The organism is Altererythrobacter sp. GH1-8 (genome assembly GCF_043702085.1).
Lineage (GTDB): Bacteria > Pseudomonadota > Alphaproteobacteria > Sphingomonadales > Sphingomonadaceae > Erythrobacter.
Window position 1 is genome coordinate 1,272,017 of record NZ_CP171690.1, and the last position, 18,495, is coordinate 1,290,511.

Below are 18,495 nucleotides of genomic sequence, written 5' to 3' on the forward strand. Positions count from 1 at the left end.
ACTCTGGAGTTGTATGCCGTGCAAAAGAAAACCTCCCGGCCATGGGGCAGGGAGGTCTTCTTGCGTTTGGTGCCTTTTCAGCGACTGCTTAAGCAGCGCCAGGCAGCAGCCTTTCGCCCGCGATGCGCTGCATCGCCTTCTGGAGCTTTTCGAACGCGCGCACTTCGATCTGGCGAATACGCTCGCGGCTGACGTCGTAAACCTGCGACAGCTCTTCCAGTGTCTGCGGCTTTTCCGTCAAACGGCGCTCGGTCAGAATGTGCTTCTCGCGGTCGTTCAGGCTTTCCATCGCTTCGACGAGCATAGCATGGCGCAGGACGGCCTCTTCAGCCTCGGCGACCATCTCATCCTGCAGCGGGCCATCATCCGTCAGCCAGTCCTGCCATTCACCAGAACCGTCTTCGCCATTTCGCATCGGCGTGTTGAGTGAACCGTCACCGCCCATCATCATCCGGCGGTTCATGTTGATCACTTCCTGCTCGGGCACGCCGAGATCGGTTGCGATCTTCGTCACATCTTCCGGAGAGAGGTCGGTGTCTTCATACGCCTCAAGCTGTTTCTTCATCCGGCGGAGGTTGAAAAACAGCTTTTTCTGAGCCGCAGTGGTGCCCATTTTCACGAGGCTCCAGCTCCGCAGGATGAACTCCTGCATCGACGCCTTGATCCACCACATCGCGTAAGTCGCGAGGCGGAAGCCGCGATCGGGCTCAAACTTCTTGACGCCCTGCATCAGGCCCACATTTCCTTCGGAAATGAGGTCGGACACAGGCAGGCCGTAGCCGCGATAGCCCATGGCGATCTTCGCCACGAGGCGCAGGTGGCTTGTCACCAGCTGCGTCGCTGCTTCGGGGTCTTCATGCTCCTGATAACGCTTGGCGAGCATATATTCCTGCTCAGCCGTCAGCACCGGATACTTCTTGATCTCAGCCAGATAGCGGTTGAGGCTCTGCTCACCGCCGAGGGCTGGGACTGTCAAACTTTTGTTATTGCTCACTTATCCCTAACCTTTCTTGCGTCGACCTGTGATAATGGACCCCTGATGGGCATCCGTTGGTTCAGGCCACAGGGTTACATATAGAACATCGCTGCTGAATGTGCAGTGACTTTCATCGATTAAAACGCACGGTTTGGTCGATCAGTTCCTGCATATCCTTCGGTAATTCGGACGAAAGCTCGATCCATTCCCGCGTAAGTGGATGCTCGAAACCCAATTTGGCCGCATGAAGAGCCTGACGAGTAAAGTTCAAATCCTTCAACAGCTTGCGCAGCGGAGCGGGCGTTTGTCCATATAATGGATCTCCTAATAGAGCATGACCGATTGATGCGCAGTGAACACGGACCTGATGGGTGCGGCCGGTTTCCAGCCGGCATTCGATCAGAGCGCAGTTTTCGAGCCGATCCAGCACCTTGTAATGGGTGACGGCGTGCTTGCCGCGCGAGGAATTCTTGTCAAGCACGGCCATTTTCTTGCGATTGGCGTCCGAACGCCCGATTCGTGTTGCAATCGTGCCTTCGGGCGGCGTCGGCTGGCCGCTGCAAATCGCGAGGTAGCGCCGCTCGATCGAGTGATCCTTGAACTGCCGAGCGAGGCCTTCATGCGCCTTGTCGGTCTTGGCGACGACCAGCAGCCCGGAGGTATCCTTGTCGATCCGGTGGACGATGCCGGGGCGCGCGACCCCGCCGATGCCGGAGAGTTGACCTTTGCAATGATAGAGTAGTGCATTCACCAGCGTCCTATCGGGATTGCCCGCTGCGGGGTGCACGACCATCCCGGCCGGCTTGTCGATCACGATCAGGTGCTCGTCTTCATACGCGATGGTGAGCGGGATATCCTGCGGCTGAGCTTCGGCTTCAACAGCGGGCGGAATAGTTAGGCGAAAGGCGGAACCCGCCGAGACCTTGGCCTTGGCGCTGGTCTCGATTTTTCCTTCGATCGCGACCTTTCCTTCCGCGATCAGCGCCTGGATGCGCGCGCGCGACAGCTCGGTCGCCTCGGCCAGCGCCTTGTCCAAGCGGTCTGCAGATACAATGAATCCTTCGATTTCCCCCGTTCGCCCTGAGCCTGTCGAAGGGCCGCTCTTGCTTTTGGCCTGCATCGAGATTGCCTCCCAGTCACCATGAATGAGAGCAAGTTTCTTGGCTCTCGACCATCCCTTGATTTTGCGTTCGGCTTCCAATGCTTCGACCAGTGTCGGAAATTCCTCCGACCAAACCAATTCGACAGGTAGCTTATCCTTCGTAAATTCAGCGCCGTCGCCCATTTGGTGCTGACCGATCCGGACATGCAAATTATCAGTATGGCCGGTGTAGAATGCGCCACCACGACAATGAAGCATGTAAGTCCAGAAGGGCATAATCAGCGCCTAAGTGAAGGACGGCCCTTCGACAAGCTCAGGGCGAACGGATAAGGGGTGGTTGTGCTGGTTGAAATCAAAAGAGAAGCGCTCAGGTTCATGCTCACGGAGGCCCGTGTCTCGCACCCTCGTGAATGCTGCGGTATCTTGCTAGGCAGCGAAAACCGCATCGACCAAGCCATTGCTACCCGAAACGTGCATCCCAATCCTGACACCCATTTCGAAATTGACCCGCAGGCGCTGATTGATGCGCATCGCGCTGCGCGTGAAGGAGGCCTTCATGTCGCAGGTTATTACCATTCGCACCCTGCAGGAAAGGTTGCGCCGTCTGTAACCGATGCCGCCATGGCGTCAGGCGACGGCCGGATCTGGGCCATCATAGCAGACGAGGAGTTGGCCCTCTGGTGCGACAGGAAAGCGGGATTTATGCCCGTTTCCTACCGCATCGTGGATTGACTAATACCGTGCCATGACAAGAGCTTGCCGGCACATTCACACCCATTTTGATGCTAGCGGTGGGCAGGCTGGAAAAAATTCACTAGGACTGTGTAACATGCGTATCCAACAAGGTTTGGGATCAGCTTTTTCATGACAACGTCTTCGCAAATTGAATTGGCGAGCTTGCTGTGCTCACGGCTGTGCCATGACCTGCTTTCGCCAGTGGGCGCGCTTTCCAACGGGCTGGAACTGCTCGCCGACGAAACCGACCCGGACATGCGCGACCGCTGCATCGAACTGCTCGAACAAAGCGCGAGGACGAGCGCGAACAAGCTGAAGTTCTTCCGCCTCGCCTTCGGGGCTGCAGGCGGTTTTGGCGAAGCGGTTCCGATTGAGGAAGCTCAAGGCGTGGTTGAAGCGCTGGCAAGCGATGGCAAGCCGGTTGAGCTGAAATGGGCAATCGAAGGCTCGAGCCTGCCAAAACCGGCGGTAAAGGTTCTGCTCAACCTTGCGCATATCGCACTGGATGCACTGATCCGAGGCGGGCGGCTCGACATCGGAGCGGAAGTCCGGGACGGCAAGGTTGAGATTGTGGTGCGGGCAAGCGGCGACCGGATTGCCTTTGACGATACCATCGGCAAGGCACTTCAGGGCGAGCTTTCGCTGAGCGAGCTTTCCTCGCGTACGGCTGCGGCGCACATGATTGCGCTGGTGGCGGAACAGACGGGTGGCGGCCTGCAGTACAAGGTTGATGACAATGCGCTGGTGCTGGGGGCAGTGCTGCCGCAACCTGCCGGAATGATCGGTTAGTCAAATGGATGAGCTGGTCCATGAAGAACGGCTCTCGCCCAATTTCAACGATCGCGCGCTGCCGATCAGCATGGTGGTGCTTCATTATACGGAAATGAAGCCGGTCGAGACCGCTCTGGAGCGGTTGTGCGATCCCGAAGCTGGCGTCTCCGCGCATTACCTGATTACCGAGGAAGGCCGGGTGATCCGGCTCGTGCCGGAGGAGAAGCGCGCCTGGCATGCGGGCGCTTCCTATTGGCGCGGGCACAAGGATGTGAATTCAGCCAGCATCGGGATCGAGCTGGACCATCCGGGCCATGAATTGGGCTATCGCGAGTTTTCGGACGCGCAGTTTGAAGCGCTCGTGCCTTTGCTTGCACGGATTGTGAAAGAGCATGACATCCCGCGCGCCAATGTCGTGGGGCATTCCGACGTCGCGCCAGCACGCAAGATCGATCCGGGCGAGTTGTTCCCATGGGAGCGGCTGGCGGAATACGGCCTTTGCCTACCCAAGCCGGACAAGCTCGATCTTGGCGATCCGTTTGACAATGATGGCGCGTTTTACCTGGCGCTTGAACGGTTCGGCTATGACATTACCGATGGTCACAAGGCGGTCGAAGCCTTCCAGCGTCGCTGGCGGCCGGAACTGATCGACGGCATTATAGATCAACATGTTGGCGCAATCCTGTTTCAATTGCTCTTGGATCGCGATCGCGGAATGGCTAGATAGAAAGCGCCAGGGGGCCGGGCAGCCGCGTTAGAGCTTGCTCTACCGAGGAAAGTCCGGGCTCCACGACATAAGGGTGGCGGGTAACGCCCGCCCGGCGAGTGCGGTCTTCGGACCACGCGAAGCCGAGGGAAAGTGCCACAGAGAGTATACCGCCGATGGCCCCTAAAAGGCACAGGCAAGGGTGAAAGGGTGCGGCAAGAGCGCACCGGGGCTCTGGCAACAGCGCCCGCATGGCAAACCCCACCCGGAGCAAGGCCAAATAGGGGTCTCGCGCTCGTTTCGACGGGCAGTGGCATGTCGCCGCGAGAGACCCGGGTTGGCTGCTTGAGCGCGTGCAGCAATGCACCGCCTAGATGAATGGCTGCCCTTGGCGGGGCTGGTGCGCTTCGCATACCGCTCGCTGAGACAGAACCCGGCTTATGAGGCCCCCTGGCAATTCGACCAGCTTCGCTCGACAACATACTCAGGTCGATGAACGCATTACAAGGCGCTGGTGTTTTGTTGCGCAAACGGGCAAGGATTACATCAGTCATAAGGGAGACTGTCCATGCCGAAGCGCATGCTTGCCGCTGCACTTTTCACTACGAGCATCCTTGCCACGCCTGCATTTGCCGAAGAGACCAAGTTGCTGCGCGATCCGGCCTTGTCCGACAATGCGCTGGCATTCGTCTATGCCGGCGATATCTGGATCGCGAATACCGACGGCAGCAATCCACGTCGCCTGACGTCGCATCCGGGTGATGAACGCGATCCGATCTTCTCACCTGATGGCAGCAAGATCGCTTTCACTGCGGATTATGACGGTAATGATGATGTTTTCGTCATCAGCGCCCAAGGCGGTCAGCCACAACGTCTGACCTGGCATCCCGGCAATGACACGGCAATCGATTGGGCGCCCGGCGGTAATGCAATTGCCATGGTGTCTGCCCGCGAAGTGCGCTCAGGCCGGTCTGGCCAGCTCTACCACGTTGCATTGAAGGGCGGCCTTCCGACCAAGATTTCCGAAGCCGTTGTCGCCAATGGCAGCTATGACGAGAGCGGACGCATCTTCACCAACGTTCCCTGGCGATCTGGAAACGCCAATCTGACCGGCGGTGTAAACGGTTGGCGCGGCTATCGCGGTGGTCTTGCGCCGTCGCTGCAGCTCATCGATTTCGAAGCCGATACTGCGGTCACAATCCCGGGCGACCGCACGACCGAGTTCGATCCCGTATGGATGGATGGCAAGCTCTATTTCCTGTCCGACCGCTGGAACACGCGCTCGAACATTTTCAGCTATGATCCCGCCAGCGGCGAGGTTTCGCAACTTACGCAGCTCAGCGATTGGGACATTCGCAACATCACCGCGAAGAACGGACGGATCGTCTATGAAGCGGGTGGAGTATTTCATGCCTATGACGTGGCGAGCGGACAGACATCGCGCTTGCCCATTTCGCTAAGCGCCGATTTGCCCGCACGCCAGCCGGGCTGGAAGAATGTCAGCGAACAGATGACCGCAGCTTCACTGTCCCCTTCAGGCAAGCGCGTCGCGGTTACCGCGCGCGGCGAAGTATTCACTGTCCCGACTGACAAGGGCTCGACGCGCAATATTTCGCAGAGCTCTGCAACTCGCGATTACGGCGCGGTCTGGTCCGATGATGGCACGCAGCTGGCCTATGTGACCGATGATGGCACCCGGCAAGTTCTGAAAATCGAGGACCAGAGCGGGATAAAACCAGTGCGTACCATCGTGCTGGGGCCCGATTTCTACCAGCTGATCGGCTGGGGCAATGGCGGCAAGCACATCGTCTTCGCCAGCAACACCGTGAAGCTGATGGGCATGGATGTGGCGACCGGCGAGGCCTGGCAGATCGCGACCAGTCTGCGCCGCACCAACGGTGATTTCGACGCCGCCATGGCGAGCGAAAGCCCGTGGATCGCTTTCACCACGCGCGGTGCGAATGTGAATGCCGTGCTTAACCTTTACAACCTCGACACGCGGCGCGGCTACACCGTGACGGAAGGCTTTGCCGATGTCGGTTCGCCCGAATTTTCCAAGGAGGGCAAGCTGCTGTTTTTCGCCGCCTCGACCAATGCGGGCTCGGTCTATGGCGGGCTCGACATGACGACGCAGGATCGCCCCTATCGCGCTGGGCTCTATGCGGTCGTGCTGGAAGCGGACGGCAAAAGCCCGCTCGCACCGATCCTCGCCAATGAGGAAGAGGACACGGACGAAAAGGACGAGGAAAAGGACAGCAAGGACAAGTCAAAAGGCAAGGATGCGAAGCCCAAGGGCGTGAATGTCGACCCGACCGACCTGATCCGACGGATAGTCTCGCTGCCAGTTCCCGAAGCTGCTTACACCAGCCTTGCAACCGCCAAGGACGGGTCTTTGTTCTATGTCTCGCAAGAGCAGGCCGGGGCTGCGACCGGGCCGGGCAGCGGGCCAGAAAACGCACAGCTGATGCGGTTCGATTTCGAGGAGCGCGAGGCCAGCCAGGTCGGCAAGGGTTTCACCAGCGTCACCACCAATGCAGCGGGCGACAAGCTGTTGCTGCTTAAGCATGACAACACCTTGCTGACCGCAGAGGCAGGCGAGAAGCTGGAGCCGGAAGCCGTAAGCATGTCTGGCGTACGTATGCTGGTTGATCCGCTGGAAGAGTGGAAGCAGATCTTCGGTGACATCTATCGGATGGAGAAGGCATATTTCTACGATCCGAACATGCATGGCCTCGACTGGGCGGGTGTGCGCGCCAAGTTCGAGCCCTTTCTGCCGCACCTTGGCCGGCGGGAAGACCTGAACGAACTGCTTGTCGAAATGGCAGGCGAGATGGGTGTTGGACATAATTATATCGGCGGTGGTGACGTCTACGACAACTCGTCCGCATCGCCAGGCCTGCTTGGCGCCGATATCGCGGTCGAGAACGGGCGCTACCGGATCACGCGCATCTACACCGGCGAACAGTGGAATCCGTTCCTCGCCGCGCCGCTTGCTGCACCCGGTGTCGATGTGAAGAATGGCGATTACATTATCGCGATCAATGGTCAGCCTCTGACCGCCAGCGACAATATCTATGCCGCCTTGTCAGGTTCGGCAGGAACCCAAGTCGCGCTTACAGTTGCGAGTACGCCCACTGGCGAGCGGCGGACCTCGACGGTTGAGCCGGTTCGCAGCGAGCGCGAATTGCGGCTGTGGTCCTGGATCGAAGACAATCGCAAGCGTGTCGATAAAGCCACGAATGGCCGCGTGGCCTATGTCTACATGCCAAACACCGCGGATGCGGGTTTCACATTCTTCAACCGGATGTATTTCTCGCAGACCGACAAGGACGCCTTGATTCTGGACGAGCGCTCCAATGGTGGCGGACAGGCGGCAAACTACATTATCGACATGCTCAGCCGCCAGTGGCTGGCCGGCTGGAAGGACCGCGAAGGCACCTTGCCCTGGTCGACGCCGGGCGGCGGGATCTATGGCCCCAAGGTCATGCTGATCGATCAGGACGCAGGATCAGGCGGTGACTGGATGCCCTATGCGTTCCGCGAAAGCGGGCTCGGCACCCTTATCGGCACACGGACCTGGGGCGGGCTGATCGGCATCAGCGTCAATCCCGAGCTGATCGATGGCGGGTTTCTGACGGTGCCGTTCTTCCGGTTCTACGACACGGATGGACGCTTTACGATCGAGAACGAAGGCGTTGCGCCAGACATTCGGGTGGAGCTGGATCCGATTGCGCTCGATCGCGGGCAGGACACGCAGTTGGAAGCGGCGATCGCGAAGGTCTTGCAGGAGCTTGAAACCTATGAGTCGCCTGTAAAGCCTGCGCCGCCCTATCCGACCGAAATCGGCAAGTAAGGATGTAGCAGGAACCGGCGGGGCGGGGGCTTAACCCCGCCCGACGCTAGTATAGTTGAAGCCTCGCTCGCGCACGTCGTCGGGTTGATAGATGTTGCGCAAGTCGACCAGAACCGGCGATTTCGCCAGGGCCATAACCCTGCCAAGATCAAGCGCGCGGAACGCGTCCCACTCGGTCACGATGGCGACCGCATCCGCGCCTTCGATCGCCTGGTAGGGATCATCGCACATGGTGACTTCCGGCATCAGCGGCTTGGCGATTTCCATGCCTTCCGGGTCGAATGCGGCGATCTGGACGCCTGCATCGGCGAGCGTCTGCGCAATCGCAATTGCGGGCGAATCGCGCATGTCATCGGTATTGGGCTTGAAGGTAAGGCCGAGCAGCGCGACCTTCTTGCCGCGAGCCTTGTCTGCGCCGCCGATCGCGTCAAGAACCTTGCGTCCCATCGCGCGCTTGCGGCTATCGTTGACCTTGACCACGGCTTCGACGATCCGCACCGGACTGTCGTAATCCTCAGCGGTCTTGAGCAGCGCGAGGGTATCCTTAGGGAAGCACGAGCCGCCATAGCCGGGCCCTGCGTGAAGGAATTTCTTGCCGATGCGGTTGTCCATCCCGATGCCGCGCGCGACGTCCTGAACATTCGCGCCGACCTTCTCGCACAGATCTGCCATCTCGTTGATGAAAGTGATCTTGGTCGCAAGAAACGCGTTGGCGGCGTATTTGATCAGTTCGCTCGACCGGCGATTGACGAACAGGATCGGCGATTCGTTGAGGAACAGCGGGCGATAGACTTCACGCATGACATCGCGGCCATAATCGTTTTCCGCGCCGATGACGATGCGGTCGGGTCGCTTGAAGTCGCCGATCGCTGCGCCTTCGCGCAGGAATTCGGGATTAGAGACAACAGTGACGTTGAGGCCGCGCTCCTTGACCGCAGCGCTGTCCATCAGGATGCGCTCCACTTCGTCGCCGGTGCCGACCGGGACCGTCGATTTGGTCACAACGACTGCGTCATTCTGGAGGCTATCGCCTACTTCGCGCGCGACCGCGTAGACAAACGACAAGTCCGCATGGCCATCGCCCCGGCGGCTCGGCGTTCCCACCGCAATGAAAATCGCATGCGCACCGTCAATCCCGGAAGCGAGATCAGTTGTGAAGGACAGGCGGCCTGCCTTCACATTGGTCTCAACCAAGGCATCGAGGCCAGGCTCGTAAATCGGCATGATCCCGTCATGCAGGCGCGCGATCTTGCTTTCGTCCTTGTCGATGCAAACGACATCGTGGCCGAAGTCTGCGAAACAAGCGCCAGATACCAGACCAACATAGCCCGATCCGACCATTGCGATTTTCATGCGTCGTATTCCCTGTTCTCTACGCGGATCACGCCGTCTTCCTCGATCGCCTGGATCAAACGACGCTCGTCCGCCTCTAGCACCAGCGCTGTCAGCACGCCGGTGCGGAAAGCGCCGGTGTCGATGCCAATTCGGTTGCCGCAGTCAACCACTTCGTTGAATATTGTATGACCATGGATCACAACTTTCGGTAAAGGCCCCTCGTGCCGCAGGAATTTTTCGCGGATCCACAGCAGATCAAGGCGGCTCTGCTGGTTCAGCGGAACGCTCGGATCAATCCCGGCATGAACGAAGACATAGTCGCCAGCAATGATCATCTCCTCAAAGCTCGCCATGAAGTCGCGATCTTCCAGGGAGACCAGTTGCGGCAATTGTCCGAAATGCTCTTCAATCGACATTTCGCTGAAAGCCTCGGCGCTCAGCCCGAAACTCATCACGGTCTCTCTGCCGCCATGTTTGAAGAAATGCCGCAGAACGTCGATATCTTCGAACGACGCGAGAAACATCTCCTCGTGATTGCCCGCAAGAATCCTGACCTTTCTGACCTGGGTCCATTCCCGCGCGCGGCGCAGCACTGCTGCGCTGTCGGGCCCGCGATCGACAAGATCACCCAGCAGCACGACTGTTGTGTCAGCAGGACGACGGGATGCATCGTCGGCTTCGATCTCACCGATCATGGCTGCGAACAGATCCATCCGGCCATGGATGTCGCCCACCACATAATAGCGGGTCCCCGAAGGCACACGCGGGATCCTTGCAGGGCGGGCTTGGCGCCCGATAAGATTGCGGAAGATCCTGGATATCATGGCAAGCAATACTCAACGGCTAGGCCTTATTCGAGACCGGAGGCGACGGCAACCAGAGCCTTGAAAGCCGTCACGGAAGCGCAGTGGTGCCCAAATCCCACACTGCTCATCGATTTGCGTGCGCATTCGAAATTCTCTTGTGCGGTGCAGCGAAACCGTGCACGTTTGTTGAGCATTTGGACAGGACCGTCGCATAGAAAGAGCGGCCGCCAAAGACGCAGGTGGGACGAAGCAACAACACAACAAACAAGGAAGTTGTAATGCTCACGTCCATCCGCGGCCTCTCCGCCGCAACTCTCGCGGGCGCTTTTGCCCTTTCCACCCCCGCCCTTGCCAGCGAAGCCGAGGCTTCCAAAGCTGATGTTACGACCGTTCTGAGCGGTGACGTCACGCAGGCTGATTACGACCGCGCCATGGCTGTGGTCGACGAGGAAGCGGCCAGCCATCAGGATAGTGGCAGCGGCTTCGAATTCTCAGGCAATGTTGCGCTGGTTTCGGAATACCGGTTCCGCGGCGTAGACCTTTCGGGCGGTGACATCGCTGTTCAAGGCGGCGTCGATCTGGCTCACAGCTCGGGTTTCTACCTTGGCACCTGGGGTTCTTCGCTTGACGAAGACACCGTCGGTTATGGCCACACTGAACTTGATGTCTATGGCGGCTTCGGCGGCAGCATCGGCGAAGCTGTCAGCTTCGATATAGGTGTAATCGCCTATCTCTACCCCAATGCGGGGCCGGGTGATTTCGACTACATCGAATTTTACGGTTCGCTCGGATTCAATCTCGGCCCGGCCGAAGCAACCGTTGGTGTTGCTTACGCGCCTGATCAGGATTCTCTCGGCAGCACAGACAACCTCTATCTCTACACCGACATTGGCATCGGCATTCCAAGCACGCCTCTGACGCTGACGGGGCATCTGGGCTACACCGATGGTTTCCTGACCTTCACCAACAACAGCAAGGCCTGGGACTGGTCGATCGGCGTTGAAGCAGCCGTTGCTGGCCCGGTCAGCGTTGGCGTTGCATACGTCGGCGCAGAAGGTGACTTCCTGCCCGGCGATTATGACTTCACCGATGATGCCATCGTGTTCACGCTGAGCGCGAGCATCTAAGCATTCGCTAACACTGCGCGAGCAAGCGCAGGGGGAACGGGGCGCGCGGCCGGTAGGTCTCGCGCCCTTTTCCGTCGATTTGCTTTCAGTCGTTTGGCGGGAGGGTGGGCCCCCGATTAGTCCAATGCAAAATGCACCGTTGTCACCACCCGTACTTTCTTGAAGGGCGTGTCGCTCACTCCCCAGCCACCGCTTTCGCCGTCGCGTGCTTCAATCGTGAAATAGCCCTGCGTCGCATTGCGTATCTCCCCTACACTTGCGCCTGAGTCCTGTGCAAACTGCTCAGCAGCTGCGCGGGCATCGCGGGTCGCTTCTGCCACCATCTCCGGCTTGATCGTATTGAGACCGGTGAAGGTGAATGACATCCCAGATCCTTCCTCGAGCAGGACACCTCGTTCGACCAAATCGAATTGCTGCGCGACAGCGCGCTGCGCCAGGGGAATGTCAGAGGTCCGCAGAGCAAGTCTCTGGCGCACGGTGTATTGTGTCACACCGTTGCGATCCGTGTGGCTCGAAACATTCGCGCCGGTAGGTTGTAAAGCGTCCGCAGGGAAACCTAGCTCTTTGAAGAAGCCCTCGATCGCTCTTGTATCGCGCCGCACCTTGGCTTGCGCTTCGGACAGGCTGGCAGAAGAAGCGCTGTAGGCAATCGTCCAAGTCGCAAGGTCTGCTGTTACATCTCGCTCCGCGAGGCCGCGTACCGTGACCATGCGCTCGGCTTCCTTTGCGCGCAGCAGGCCATCGCCAAGGAGATATCCACCGAGCATGAGGCCGACAGAAAGTATCGCAGCAGTGCCCATCCACCGCAGATTCTCTGCCGAGCTTTCCGATTTGGCTTGTGGTGGTATTTGGTTCATCGCTTGCCTCTCCTTATATGGAGCGCGAATGCCCTATGCCCTCGCGCTATTCTGCGATGAAATGTGCAATGCGCGCGATGAACTGTTTTTGAATGGAGATATTATCCGATGGTCAAATACCTGCATTCGATGATCCGCGTGAGCGATCCCGACGCCACCGTCGAATTCCTGAAACTTATCGGGCTTGAAGAGACGCGTCGCTTCGAGGTCGAGGCAGGCCGCTTCACGCTCATCTTCATGGCCGCTCCGGGCCAAAGGGATGTGGCTGAAGTCGAACTGACCTATAACTGGCCGCCGGAAGATGGCAGCGCGCCCGAAAAATATGAGGGCGGGCGAAATTTCGGCCACCTGGCCTACCGCGTCGAGAATATCTACGAAACGTGCCAACGCATCATGGACGCAGGCCATACGATCCATCGCCCACCGCGCGATGGCCATATGGCGTTCGTCAAGACGCCGGACGGCATCTCCATCGAACTGCTTCAGGAAGGTTCGCTTGAGCCGCAAGAGCCGTGGGCGAGCATGGAGAACACCGGGACCTGGTAATCCGCTCCAGCACGGAGGTGCCTTGAAGCGCTAGGGCGCAGTGTCAGCGATTGGCGACCTGGTCACCGCGGTCATCGCAGTCCGCGTCGGGATGCTCTGTCGAGAGTCGCAGGATTATGTAACCCAGTACGGCCGAGATGGCAGATCCTGTGAGGATCCCGATCTTGGCCTCGTCAATCAGGAACTGATTGCCTTCAAACGCAAGCAATCCGATGAACAGGCTCATGGTGAAGCCGATCCCGCACAGGACGGAAATGCCCCAGACTTCTATCCAGCTGGCATTCTCTGGGCGCGGAGCAAAACCGATCTTCTCGGAAATCCAGATGATGGTGAAAATCCCAAATTGCTTGCCGATCACAAGCCCGGCTGCCACCGCCACGGGCAGCGGGTCAAGCAGGTTGGACAGGCTCAGTCCGGCGAGGGAGACGCCGGCGTTGGCGAACCCGAACACCGGTACCACCAGATAGGCGCTCCACGGAGCGAGGCCGTGCTCCAGCCGTTCAAGCATGGAATTGCCATCCTTGCGCTGCATCGGGATTGTGAGGGCTGCAACAACCCCGGCAATGGTTGCGTGAATTCCCGAATTGAGGACGCAGAACCACAAGACCAGAGCGAGAAGAATATACGGCGTGAAGCTGCCCACCTTCATGCGGTTCAGAAGGATCATCATCCCGAACACTACGATCGATGCGAACAGCCACGGCAGATAGATGTTTGCTGTGTAGAAGAATGCAATGACGAGCACTGCGCCGATATCATCGACGATCGCCACGGTCAGCAAGAACAGCCTCAGTGACGCGGGCACTCTGTTGCCAAGCAGTCCCAGCACACCCATCGCAAAGGCAATATCAGTAGCGGCAGGGATCGCCCAGCCGCGCGAGTAATCTCCGCCGCCCGAAACCAGCATGAAGACGGCTGCAGGGGCGGCCATGCCTGCAGCAGCGGCGACCATTGGGAGTCGGCGTGCCTTCGGATCCGAAAGCTGGCCCGCGACTAGTTCGCGCTTTACTTCCAGGCCAACTACGAAAAAGAAGATCGCCATCAGGCCGTCGTTCACGATGTAGTGGATCGAACTGAGCTTTGGGTGCGGATACCACCCGAACTTGCCATTGATTAGCTGGTTATATTCCGCTGCGAGCGTTGAGTTGGCTGCCAGCAGCGCTGCCGCTGCGACTAGGATCAGCAGAATCCCGGCCGAAGCGTCTCCCACGAACAGTGCTCGAACGGGCGCAAAGATGCGGCGCAGCGGATTGGGATTGTCAACCATGGCCGCCCTTTTCAACAAAGTTTAATCCGTTGCAAGGGCGAATACCCGTTATAGCCGGTCGAACGGGTTCAAGGGGGGCCCAGGCCTGTGACTCTGGCTGGCTTGGAATTATGGCAATGGTTTGCTGTGCTGCAGCACGAACTGCTATTGTTCGCTGGGATCTTCTTCTTGCTCGGAGCGATCGACGACCTGGCGATCGACATTGTTTACTTCTGGCGCAGGCTTAGCGGCCAAGCCCGGACAATCAGAGTCGATGGTGAAATGCTTGCTGATGAGGCGCTCTCAGGTGACGCTGCGATCTTCATTCCTGCATGGCATGAAGATGCTGTAATCGGCGATACGATCAGCCATGCGCTCAATGTCTGGCGCCAGCAGAACATCACGCTGTATGTGGGTTGCTACCCGAATGATCCGGCTACCATGGCAGCGGTTATGCACGTGGCCTCGGATGATCCGCGTCTGCGCCTTGTCATCCATGACCGCGATGGCCCAACGACCAAGGCCGATTGCCTGAACCGGCTATACCGGGCTCTGGAGGCAGATGAACTCAGGGCCGGCAGACGCGTGCGGATGGTGCTGTTCCATGATGCAGAGGATCTGGTCGATCCGGCGGGGCTGGCTCTCTTGGACCGAGCAATTCGCGTAGTCGATTTCGCGCAATTGCCCGTGCTTCCGATGCCGCGGGTAGATAGCCGCTGGATTGGCAGCCATTACTGCGAGGAATTTGCCGAAGCGCATGCAAAGGCCATGGTCGTGCGTAGCGAACTGGGCGCTGCACTGCCTGCAGCAGGGGTCGGTTGCGCTGTTTCCCGCATGGCGTTGCTGAACCTTGCCGACAGCCGCGGCGGTGTTCCGTTCGCTGCCGACTCGCTGACTGAAGATTACGAACTTGGAATTGCGATTGCGGCCCAAGGCGGCAAGAGCCGGTTTGTCAGGGCGCGTGCAGAGGACGGCAGCCTGATCGCGACGCGCTCGTATTTCCCCGCGCGGCTGGACCAGGTCGTGCGGCAGAAGACGCGCTGGATCCACGGAATTGCCTTGCAGGGCTGGGACCGGGTTGGCTGGGGCCGAAGCCCGCTTGAGTTCTGGATGCGCATGCGTGATCGGCGCGGACCACTCACCGCCCTTGTCTTGCTTGCAGGCTACGCCTTGCTGGCGCTGGCAACACTGGGCTGGGGTGCGTCGCTTGCCGGGCTCATGCCTCCGGTTGCACTGACTCCGATGCTGGAAAGTCTCCTGCTCGCCAATTTTGGGTTCTTCGTCTGGCGCACTGTTTGCCGCTTTGCCTTCACTAGCCGCGAATATGGTGTGCTTGAGGGCCTGCGAGCAGTCTTGCGGATTCCGGTCGCCAACATCATCACGATCATGGCGGGGCGCAGAGCCGTGATGGCCTATCTGCGTACGCTCAAAGGCAGTGCGATCGAGTGGGACAAGACCGATCATGGCGCGCATCCCAGCCTGACATTGTCGAAGCGCCTGAAAGGGAAACGGCCCGATAGCGCAGCGCCAGATGTTGGCCGCACAGAGAACTGGGCGTGAGCGCACGCGTCAGGAGCAGTCGGGGCCGACCGCTCGCAATGCTGGCAGTCGTTGGCATGGGCTGGGTCGCGATCCGCGCTTTGACGTGGGAATCGCCGTTTCCCTTGCAGGCTCAGGCACTGATCCCGGTCTTGCCGAGAATTGTGACGAATGAAGCAGTTGAGGCTCCAGGTCGTGGCTCGGCAAGCATACTCGATGAAGCACTGGCCGCGCTCCGATATGCGAAGCCAATGCGCCCGGCCTATGTCGTGCGCGTGCCCTTGAAACTTGCGCGTCTTGATCCGCAAGAGCCTCAATTTGCAGAACTGCGCCCAAGCAACACCGGCCATCACATGCTGGGGTCGCCCCAATTGTCGCAGCCTCCCTTTCCTGTAGCGGTGGCTTCCCCTTCGGTGACGGGTACAGGGCCGAATGCCCCAGATCCAGACCAGGACCCTGACAAGCGTCGGCGCTGGTCAGTCGATGCTTGGGTGCTATGGCGACAGGGCTCCGGGATTGCGCAAGGTCGAAGGCCAAGTTACGGCGCAAGCCAGGCCGGCGCGGTATTGAACTACCGCTTGCGCCCTTCCAGTGGCCATGATCCGCGCATCTTTGTCCGAGCCTACAGAGCGCTCATCGACAATCCGGAAACCGAGGTGTCACTGGGCGTTTCCGCACGTCCGGTTCCGGCTGTTCCACTGCGCGTCCATGCCGAGATGCGTGCGACGGATCGCTTTGACGAGACAGAATACCGTCCGGCTGCCTTTGTGACGACGGAGCTGCCGCCGCAGTCCTTGCCATTCGGGGCGCAAGCGGAAATCTATGCGCAGGCTGGCTATGTTGGAGGCGATTTTCCCACTCATTTTGCCGATGGCCAGGTTCATGTGATGCGCGAGATGCAAGATTTTGATTTTGCGACAGTGAGCGTGGGGGTTGCTGCTTGGGGCGGGACACAGAAAGGCGCTTCGCGGCTTGATGTGGGCCCAAGCGTCAGGGTGGATTTGGACATCGGAGATGTTCCAGCGAGGGTGGCGCTGGACTATCGCGAACAGGTTGCGGGCGAAGCAGAGCCCGGATCGGGCCTTGCCGTGACAGTTTCGACACGATTCTGAGCCAATTGCGCAGTCTTTTGGGGCCATGATGCCGGCCTGACTTTAATCCGCGTCAAGGCTGGGTTAGGCGTGGTCCATGGAAGACTTCCTGCCAGTCTATCTGCCGATTGCAAATCTGTCGGTCAACGGTCTGTTGATCGTTGCGCTCGGCTTTCTGACCGGCATACTTTCGGGACTGTTCGGGGTTGGCGGTGGTTTCCTGACTACCCCCTTGCTGATCTTTTACGGGATTCCTCCCACAGTCGCCGCAGCCTCCGCCGCCACTCAGGTCACAGGGGCGAGCGTATCCGGAGTGTTCGCCCATTCGCGTCGGGGCGGGGTCGACTACCGAATGGGAAGTGTGATGGTCGGTGGCGGCGTGATCGGTGCGATGGTCGGAGCGCTGCTGTTCCGCTTCTTCCAGGCGATCGGCCAGATCGATGTCGTCATCAATATCCTCTACGTGCTCATGCTGGGGGCCATCGGCATCCTGATGCTGCGTGAAGCGCTTGACGCTCTGCTTCCAGGGCGCAAAGAAACACAGCAAGTCCCTCGCCGCAGGCATCACCCCCTGATCGCAGCGCTGCCGATGCGTTGGCGTTTTTACAGCTCAGGCCTGTATATCTCGCCACTCGCGCCACTGCTGCTTGGGGCGATCGTGGGAGTCCTGACCATGCTGATGGGCGTTGGTGGCGGGTTCATCCTTGTTCCCGCAATGCTCTACATCCTCGGGATGAGCGGAAATGTCGTGGTGGGGACCTCGCTTTTCCAGATCCTGTTTGTGACCATGGCGACAACGATGATGCACGCGATGACCACGAAGGCGGTCGATATTGTCCTTGCCGGACTGCTATTGCTCGGCTCGGTCATGGGGGCGCAATTCGGTACGCAGATTGCCTTGAAAGCGCGCCCTGAAATCCTGCGGTTGGTGCTAGCGAGTATCGTGCTGCTGGTCGCCTTGCGCATGCTCTATCAGCTCGGCGTCCAGCCGGATGAAATCTACACGGTGTCGCCGCTATGACGGGTCTGCTGCGATACGGCCTGCTGATGCTGGCCGCTGTCATGCTGACGGGGCAGCGTAATGCGATCCTCGTGCCAGAGGTTTCGCAGAACGAAGTGCGCGTGCGGCAAGGCTTTACTGGCACCGAGCTGCTCCTGTTTGGTGCGATCCTCGATCCCGAAGGGCGACGGGCAGGCGCAGAGTATGACATCGTCGTTGTGCTGAAAGGACCGACAGAGCCGATCAAACTGCGCGAAAAGGAGCGTTTCGCCGGGATATGGGTTAACGCGGAAAGCTCGGACTTCCGCTCTGCGCCCTCCTTCTTCGCAGTGGCAGCATCGCGACCGATCTCAGAGATAGTCGATAACCGCACCGCGGCGATCTATGAGCTTGGCACTGAATTCATCCAGCTTAGCCCTTCTGGGCAGATCGATCCGGAAAAGCAGCAGCGCTTTGCTGCCGGGCTGGTTGAACAGCGAGAGCGGCTCGGTCTCTACAAGCAGGATATGGGGGGTGTTAAGATCAGCGAGCAGGTGCTCTATCAGGCGCGGATCGACCTTCCCTCCAACGTGACAACAGGCATCTACACAGCGGAAACATTTGCTGTCACCGATGGCCGCGTGATCGCTTCTGCAGTGGCAGAGGTTGACGTTCGTAAGGTAGGATTCGAGCGTTTTGTCGAGACTTTCTCGCAAACCTATGCCTTCTTTTACGGTCTGGTGGCGGTGATGCTTTCCGTTGGCATGGGATGGATCGCAGGGCGATTGTTCGCGCTGGTGTAGGGGCGTTGCCGTCGCCGTACCCA

At 59.2% G+C, this 18,495-nt stretch carries 16 protein-coding genes, 1 other RNA gene and 1 pseudogene; 11 read left to right on the top strand and 7 right to left on the bottom strand.

What is annotated here, in order from left to right; translation table 11 throughout:
• Positions 1-88: 88 nt before the first annotated feature.
• The 3 genes and pseudogenes from rpoH to ACG9DO_RS06200 form a co-directional block, all read right to left on the bottom strand.
• Positions 89-976 carry an RNA polymerase sigma factor RpoH gene (gene rpoH, locus ACG9DO_RS06190; RefSeq protein WP_394730846.1) on the bottom strand — a complete coding sequence of 296 codons (888 nt, stop codon included), beginning with the start codon at positions 974-976 and terminating at the stop codon, positions 89-91.
• A gap of 130 nt (positions 977-1,106) precedes the next feature.
• Complete coding sequence (locus ACG9DO_RS06195) at positions 1,107-2,096, bottom strand: RluA family pseudouridine synthase (protein WP_394731212.1); 990 nt, start codon at positions 2,094-2,096, stop codon at positions 1,107-1,109.
• A gap of 96 nt (positions 2,097-2,192) precedes the next feature.
• Positions 2,193-2,354: pseudogene (locus tag ACG9DO_RS06200) on the bottom strand (GIY-YIG nuclease family protein); the annotation flags it as partial.
• Positions 2,355-2,411: 57 nt separating this feature from the next.
• Here ACG9DO_RS06200 and ACG9DO_RS06205 point away from each other — a divergent pair.
• From ACG9DO_RS06205 to ACG9DO_RS06225, 5 genes are all read left to right on the top strand, one after another.
• Entirely contained in the window at positions 2,412-2,810 is a 399-nt protein-coding gene (locus ACG9DO_RS06205; RefSeq protein WP_394730847.1) for a Mov34/MPN/PAD-1 family protein, read from the top strand.
• A gap of 132 nt (positions 2,811-2,942) precedes the next feature.
• Positions 2,943-3,602 carry a histidine phosphotransferase family protein gene (locus tag ACG9DO_RS06210; RefSeq protein ID WP_394730848.1) on the top strand — a complete coding sequence of 220 codons (660 nt, stop codon included), beginning with the start codon at positions 2,943-2,945 and terminating at the stop codon, positions 3,600-3,602.
• 4 nt (positions 3,603-3,606) lie between these two features.
• Positions 3,607-4,311, top strand: coding sequence for an N-acetylmuramoyl-L-alanine amidase (locus ACG9DO_RS06215; protein WP_394730849.1), 705 nt, complete (start codon positions 3,607-3,609; stop codon positions 4,309-4,311).
• Between the two features lie 6 nt (positions 4,312-4,317).
• An RNA gene (rnpB, locus tag ACG9DO_RS06220) (RNase P RNA component class A) lies at positions 4,318-4,748 on the top strand.
• Positions 4,749-4,858: 110 nt separating this feature from the next.
• Positions 4,859-8,143, top strand: coding sequence for a PDZ domain-containing protein (locus ACG9DO_RS06225; protein WP_394730850.1), 3,285 nt, complete (start codon positions 4,859-4,861; stop codon positions 8,141-8,143).
• Positions 8,144-8,173: 30 nt separating this feature from the next.
• Here ACG9DO_RS06225 and ACG9DO_RS06230 read toward each other — a convergent pair whose 3' ends face one another.
• On the bottom strand, positions 8,174-9,496 hold the full coding sequence (locus ACG9DO_RS06230) for a UDP-glucose dehydrogenase family protein (RefSeq protein ID WP_394730851.1): 1,323 nt from the start codon (positions 9,494-9,496) through the stop codon (positions 8,174-8,176).
• Positions 9,493-10,239, bottom strand: coding sequence for a metallophosphoesterase family protein (locus ACG9DO_RS06235; protein WP_394730852.1), 747 nt, complete (start codon positions 10,237-10,239; stop codon positions 9,493-9,495). Before ACG9DO_RS06235 ends, ACG9DO_RS06230 begins: the two co-directional genes overlap by 4 nt.
• A gap of 323 nt (positions 10,240-10,562) precedes the next feature.
• On the opposite strand from ACG9DO_RS06235, the gene ACG9DO_RS06240 reads away from it, so the two are divergent.
• Positions 10,563-11,411, top strand: a complete 849-nt coding sequence (locus tag ACG9DO_RS06240; protein ID WP_394730853.1) for a TorF family putative porin — start codon at positions 10,563-10,565, stop codon at positions 11,409-11,411.
• 116 nt (positions 11,412-11,527) lie between these two features.
• On the opposite strand, the gene ACG9DO_RS06245 is transcribed toward ACG9DO_RS06240, so the two are convergent.
• A complete protein-coding gene (locus ACG9DO_RS06245; protein WP_394731213.1) occupies positions 11,528-12,211 on the bottom strand; it encodes an SIMPL domain-containing protein in 684 nt (227 codons plus the stop codon).
• A 165-nt stretch (positions 12,212-12,376) separates the two neighbouring features.
• Here ACG9DO_RS06245 and ACG9DO_RS06250 point away from each other — a divergent pair, with 165 nt between their 5' ends.
• A complete protein-coding gene (locus tag ACG9DO_RS06250; protein WP_394730854.1) occupies positions 12,377-12,814 on the top strand; it encodes a VOC family protein in 438 nt (145 codons plus the stop codon).
• A gap of 43 nt (positions 12,815-12,857) precedes the next feature.
• On the opposite strand, the gene nhaA is transcribed toward ACG9DO_RS06250, so the two are convergent.
• On the bottom strand, positions 12,858-14,081 hold the full coding sequence (nhaA, locus tag ACG9DO_RS06255) for a Na+/H+ antiporter NhaA (protein ID WP_394730855.1): 1,224 nt from the start codon (positions 14,079-14,081) through the stop codon (positions 12,858-12,860).
• Positions 14,082-14,168: 87 nt separating this feature from the next.
• Between nhaA and ACG9DO_RS06260 the strand changes: the two genes are divergently transcribed.
• The 4 genes from ACG9DO_RS06260 to ACG9DO_RS06275 all read left to right on the top strand — a co-directional run bounded on the left by ACG9DO_RS06260 (position 14,169) and on the right by ACG9DO_RS06275 (position 18,472).
• Complete coding sequence (locus ACG9DO_RS06260; RefSeq protein WP_394730856.1) at positions 14,169-15,620, top strand: glycosyl transferase family protein; 1,452 nt, start codon at positions 14,169-14,171, stop codon at positions 15,618-15,620.
• Complete coding sequence (locus ACG9DO_RS06265; protein WP_394730857.1) at positions 15,617-16,711, top strand: hypothetical protein; 1,095 nt, start codon at positions 15,617-15,619, stop codon at positions 16,709-16,711. The genes ACG9DO_RS06260 and ACG9DO_RS06265 overlap by 4 nt, the downstream gene beginning before the upstream one ends.
• A gap of 88 nt (positions 16,712-16,799) precedes the next feature.
• Positions 16,800-17,711: a sulfite exporter TauE/SafE family protein gene (locus ACG9DO_RS06270; RefSeq protein WP_394731215.1), complete on the top strand. Its 912-nt coding sequence runs from the start codon at positions 16,800-16,802 to the stop codon at positions 17,709-17,711.
• Positions 17,708-18,472 carry a TIGR02186 family protein gene (locus ACG9DO_RS06275; RefSeq protein ID WP_394730858.1) on the top strand — a complete coding sequence of 255 codons (765 nt, stop codon included), beginning with the start codon at positions 17,708-17,710 and terminating at the stop codon, positions 18,470-18,472. Before ACG9DO_RS06270 ends, ACG9DO_RS06275 begins: the two co-directional genes overlap by 4 nt.
• The last annotated feature ends 23 nt before the right edge of the window (positions 18,473-18,495 follow it).

What these genes read in the sequence shown, in the direction of transcription:
- ACG9DO_RS06195 (WP_394731212.1), bottom strand. Translation starts at nt 2,096, where the DNA reads ATGCAGGCCAAAAGCAAGAGCGGCCCTTCGACAGGCTCAGGGCGAACG.
- ACG9DO_RS06210 (WP_394730848.1), top strand. Translation starts at nt 2,943, where the DNA reads ATGACAACGTCTTCGCAAATTGAATTGGCGAGCTTGCTGTGCTCACGG.
- ACG9DO_RS06215 (WP_394730849.1), top strand. Translation starts at nt 3,607, where the DNA reads ATGGATGAGCTGGTCCATGAAGAACGGCTCTCGCCCAATTTCAACGAT.
- ACG9DO_RS06225 (WP_394730850.1), top strand. Translation starts at nt 4,859, where the DNA reads ATGCCGAAGCGCATGCTTGCCGCTGCACTTTTCACTACGAGCATCCTT.
- ACG9DO_RS06230 (WP_394730851.1), bottom strand. Translation starts at nt 9,496, where the DNA reads ATGAAAATCGCAATGGTCGGATCGGGCTATGTTGGTCTGGTATCTGGC.
- ACG9DO_RS06240 (WP_394730853.1), top strand. Translation starts at nt 10,563, where the DNA reads ATGCTCACGTCCATCCGCGGCCTCTCCGCCGCAACTCTCGCGGGCGCT.
- ACG9DO_RS06245 (WP_394731213.1), bottom strand. Translation starts at nt 12,211, where the DNA reads ATGGGCACTGCTGCGATACTTTCTGTCGGCCTCATGCTCGGTGGATAT.
- ACG9DO_RS06250 (WP_394730854.1), top strand. Translation starts at nt 12,377, where the DNA reads ATGGTCAAATACCTGCATTCGATGATCCGCGTGAGCGATCCCGACGCC.
- nhaA (WP_394730855.1), bottom strand. Translation starts at nt 14,081, where the DNA reads ATGGTTGACAATCCCAATCCGCTGCGCCGCATCTTTGCGCCCGTTCGA.
- ACG9DO_RS06275 (WP_394730858.1), top strand. Translation starts at nt 17,708, where the DNA reads ATGACGGGTCTGCTGCGATACGGCCTGCTGATGCTGGCCGCTGTCATG.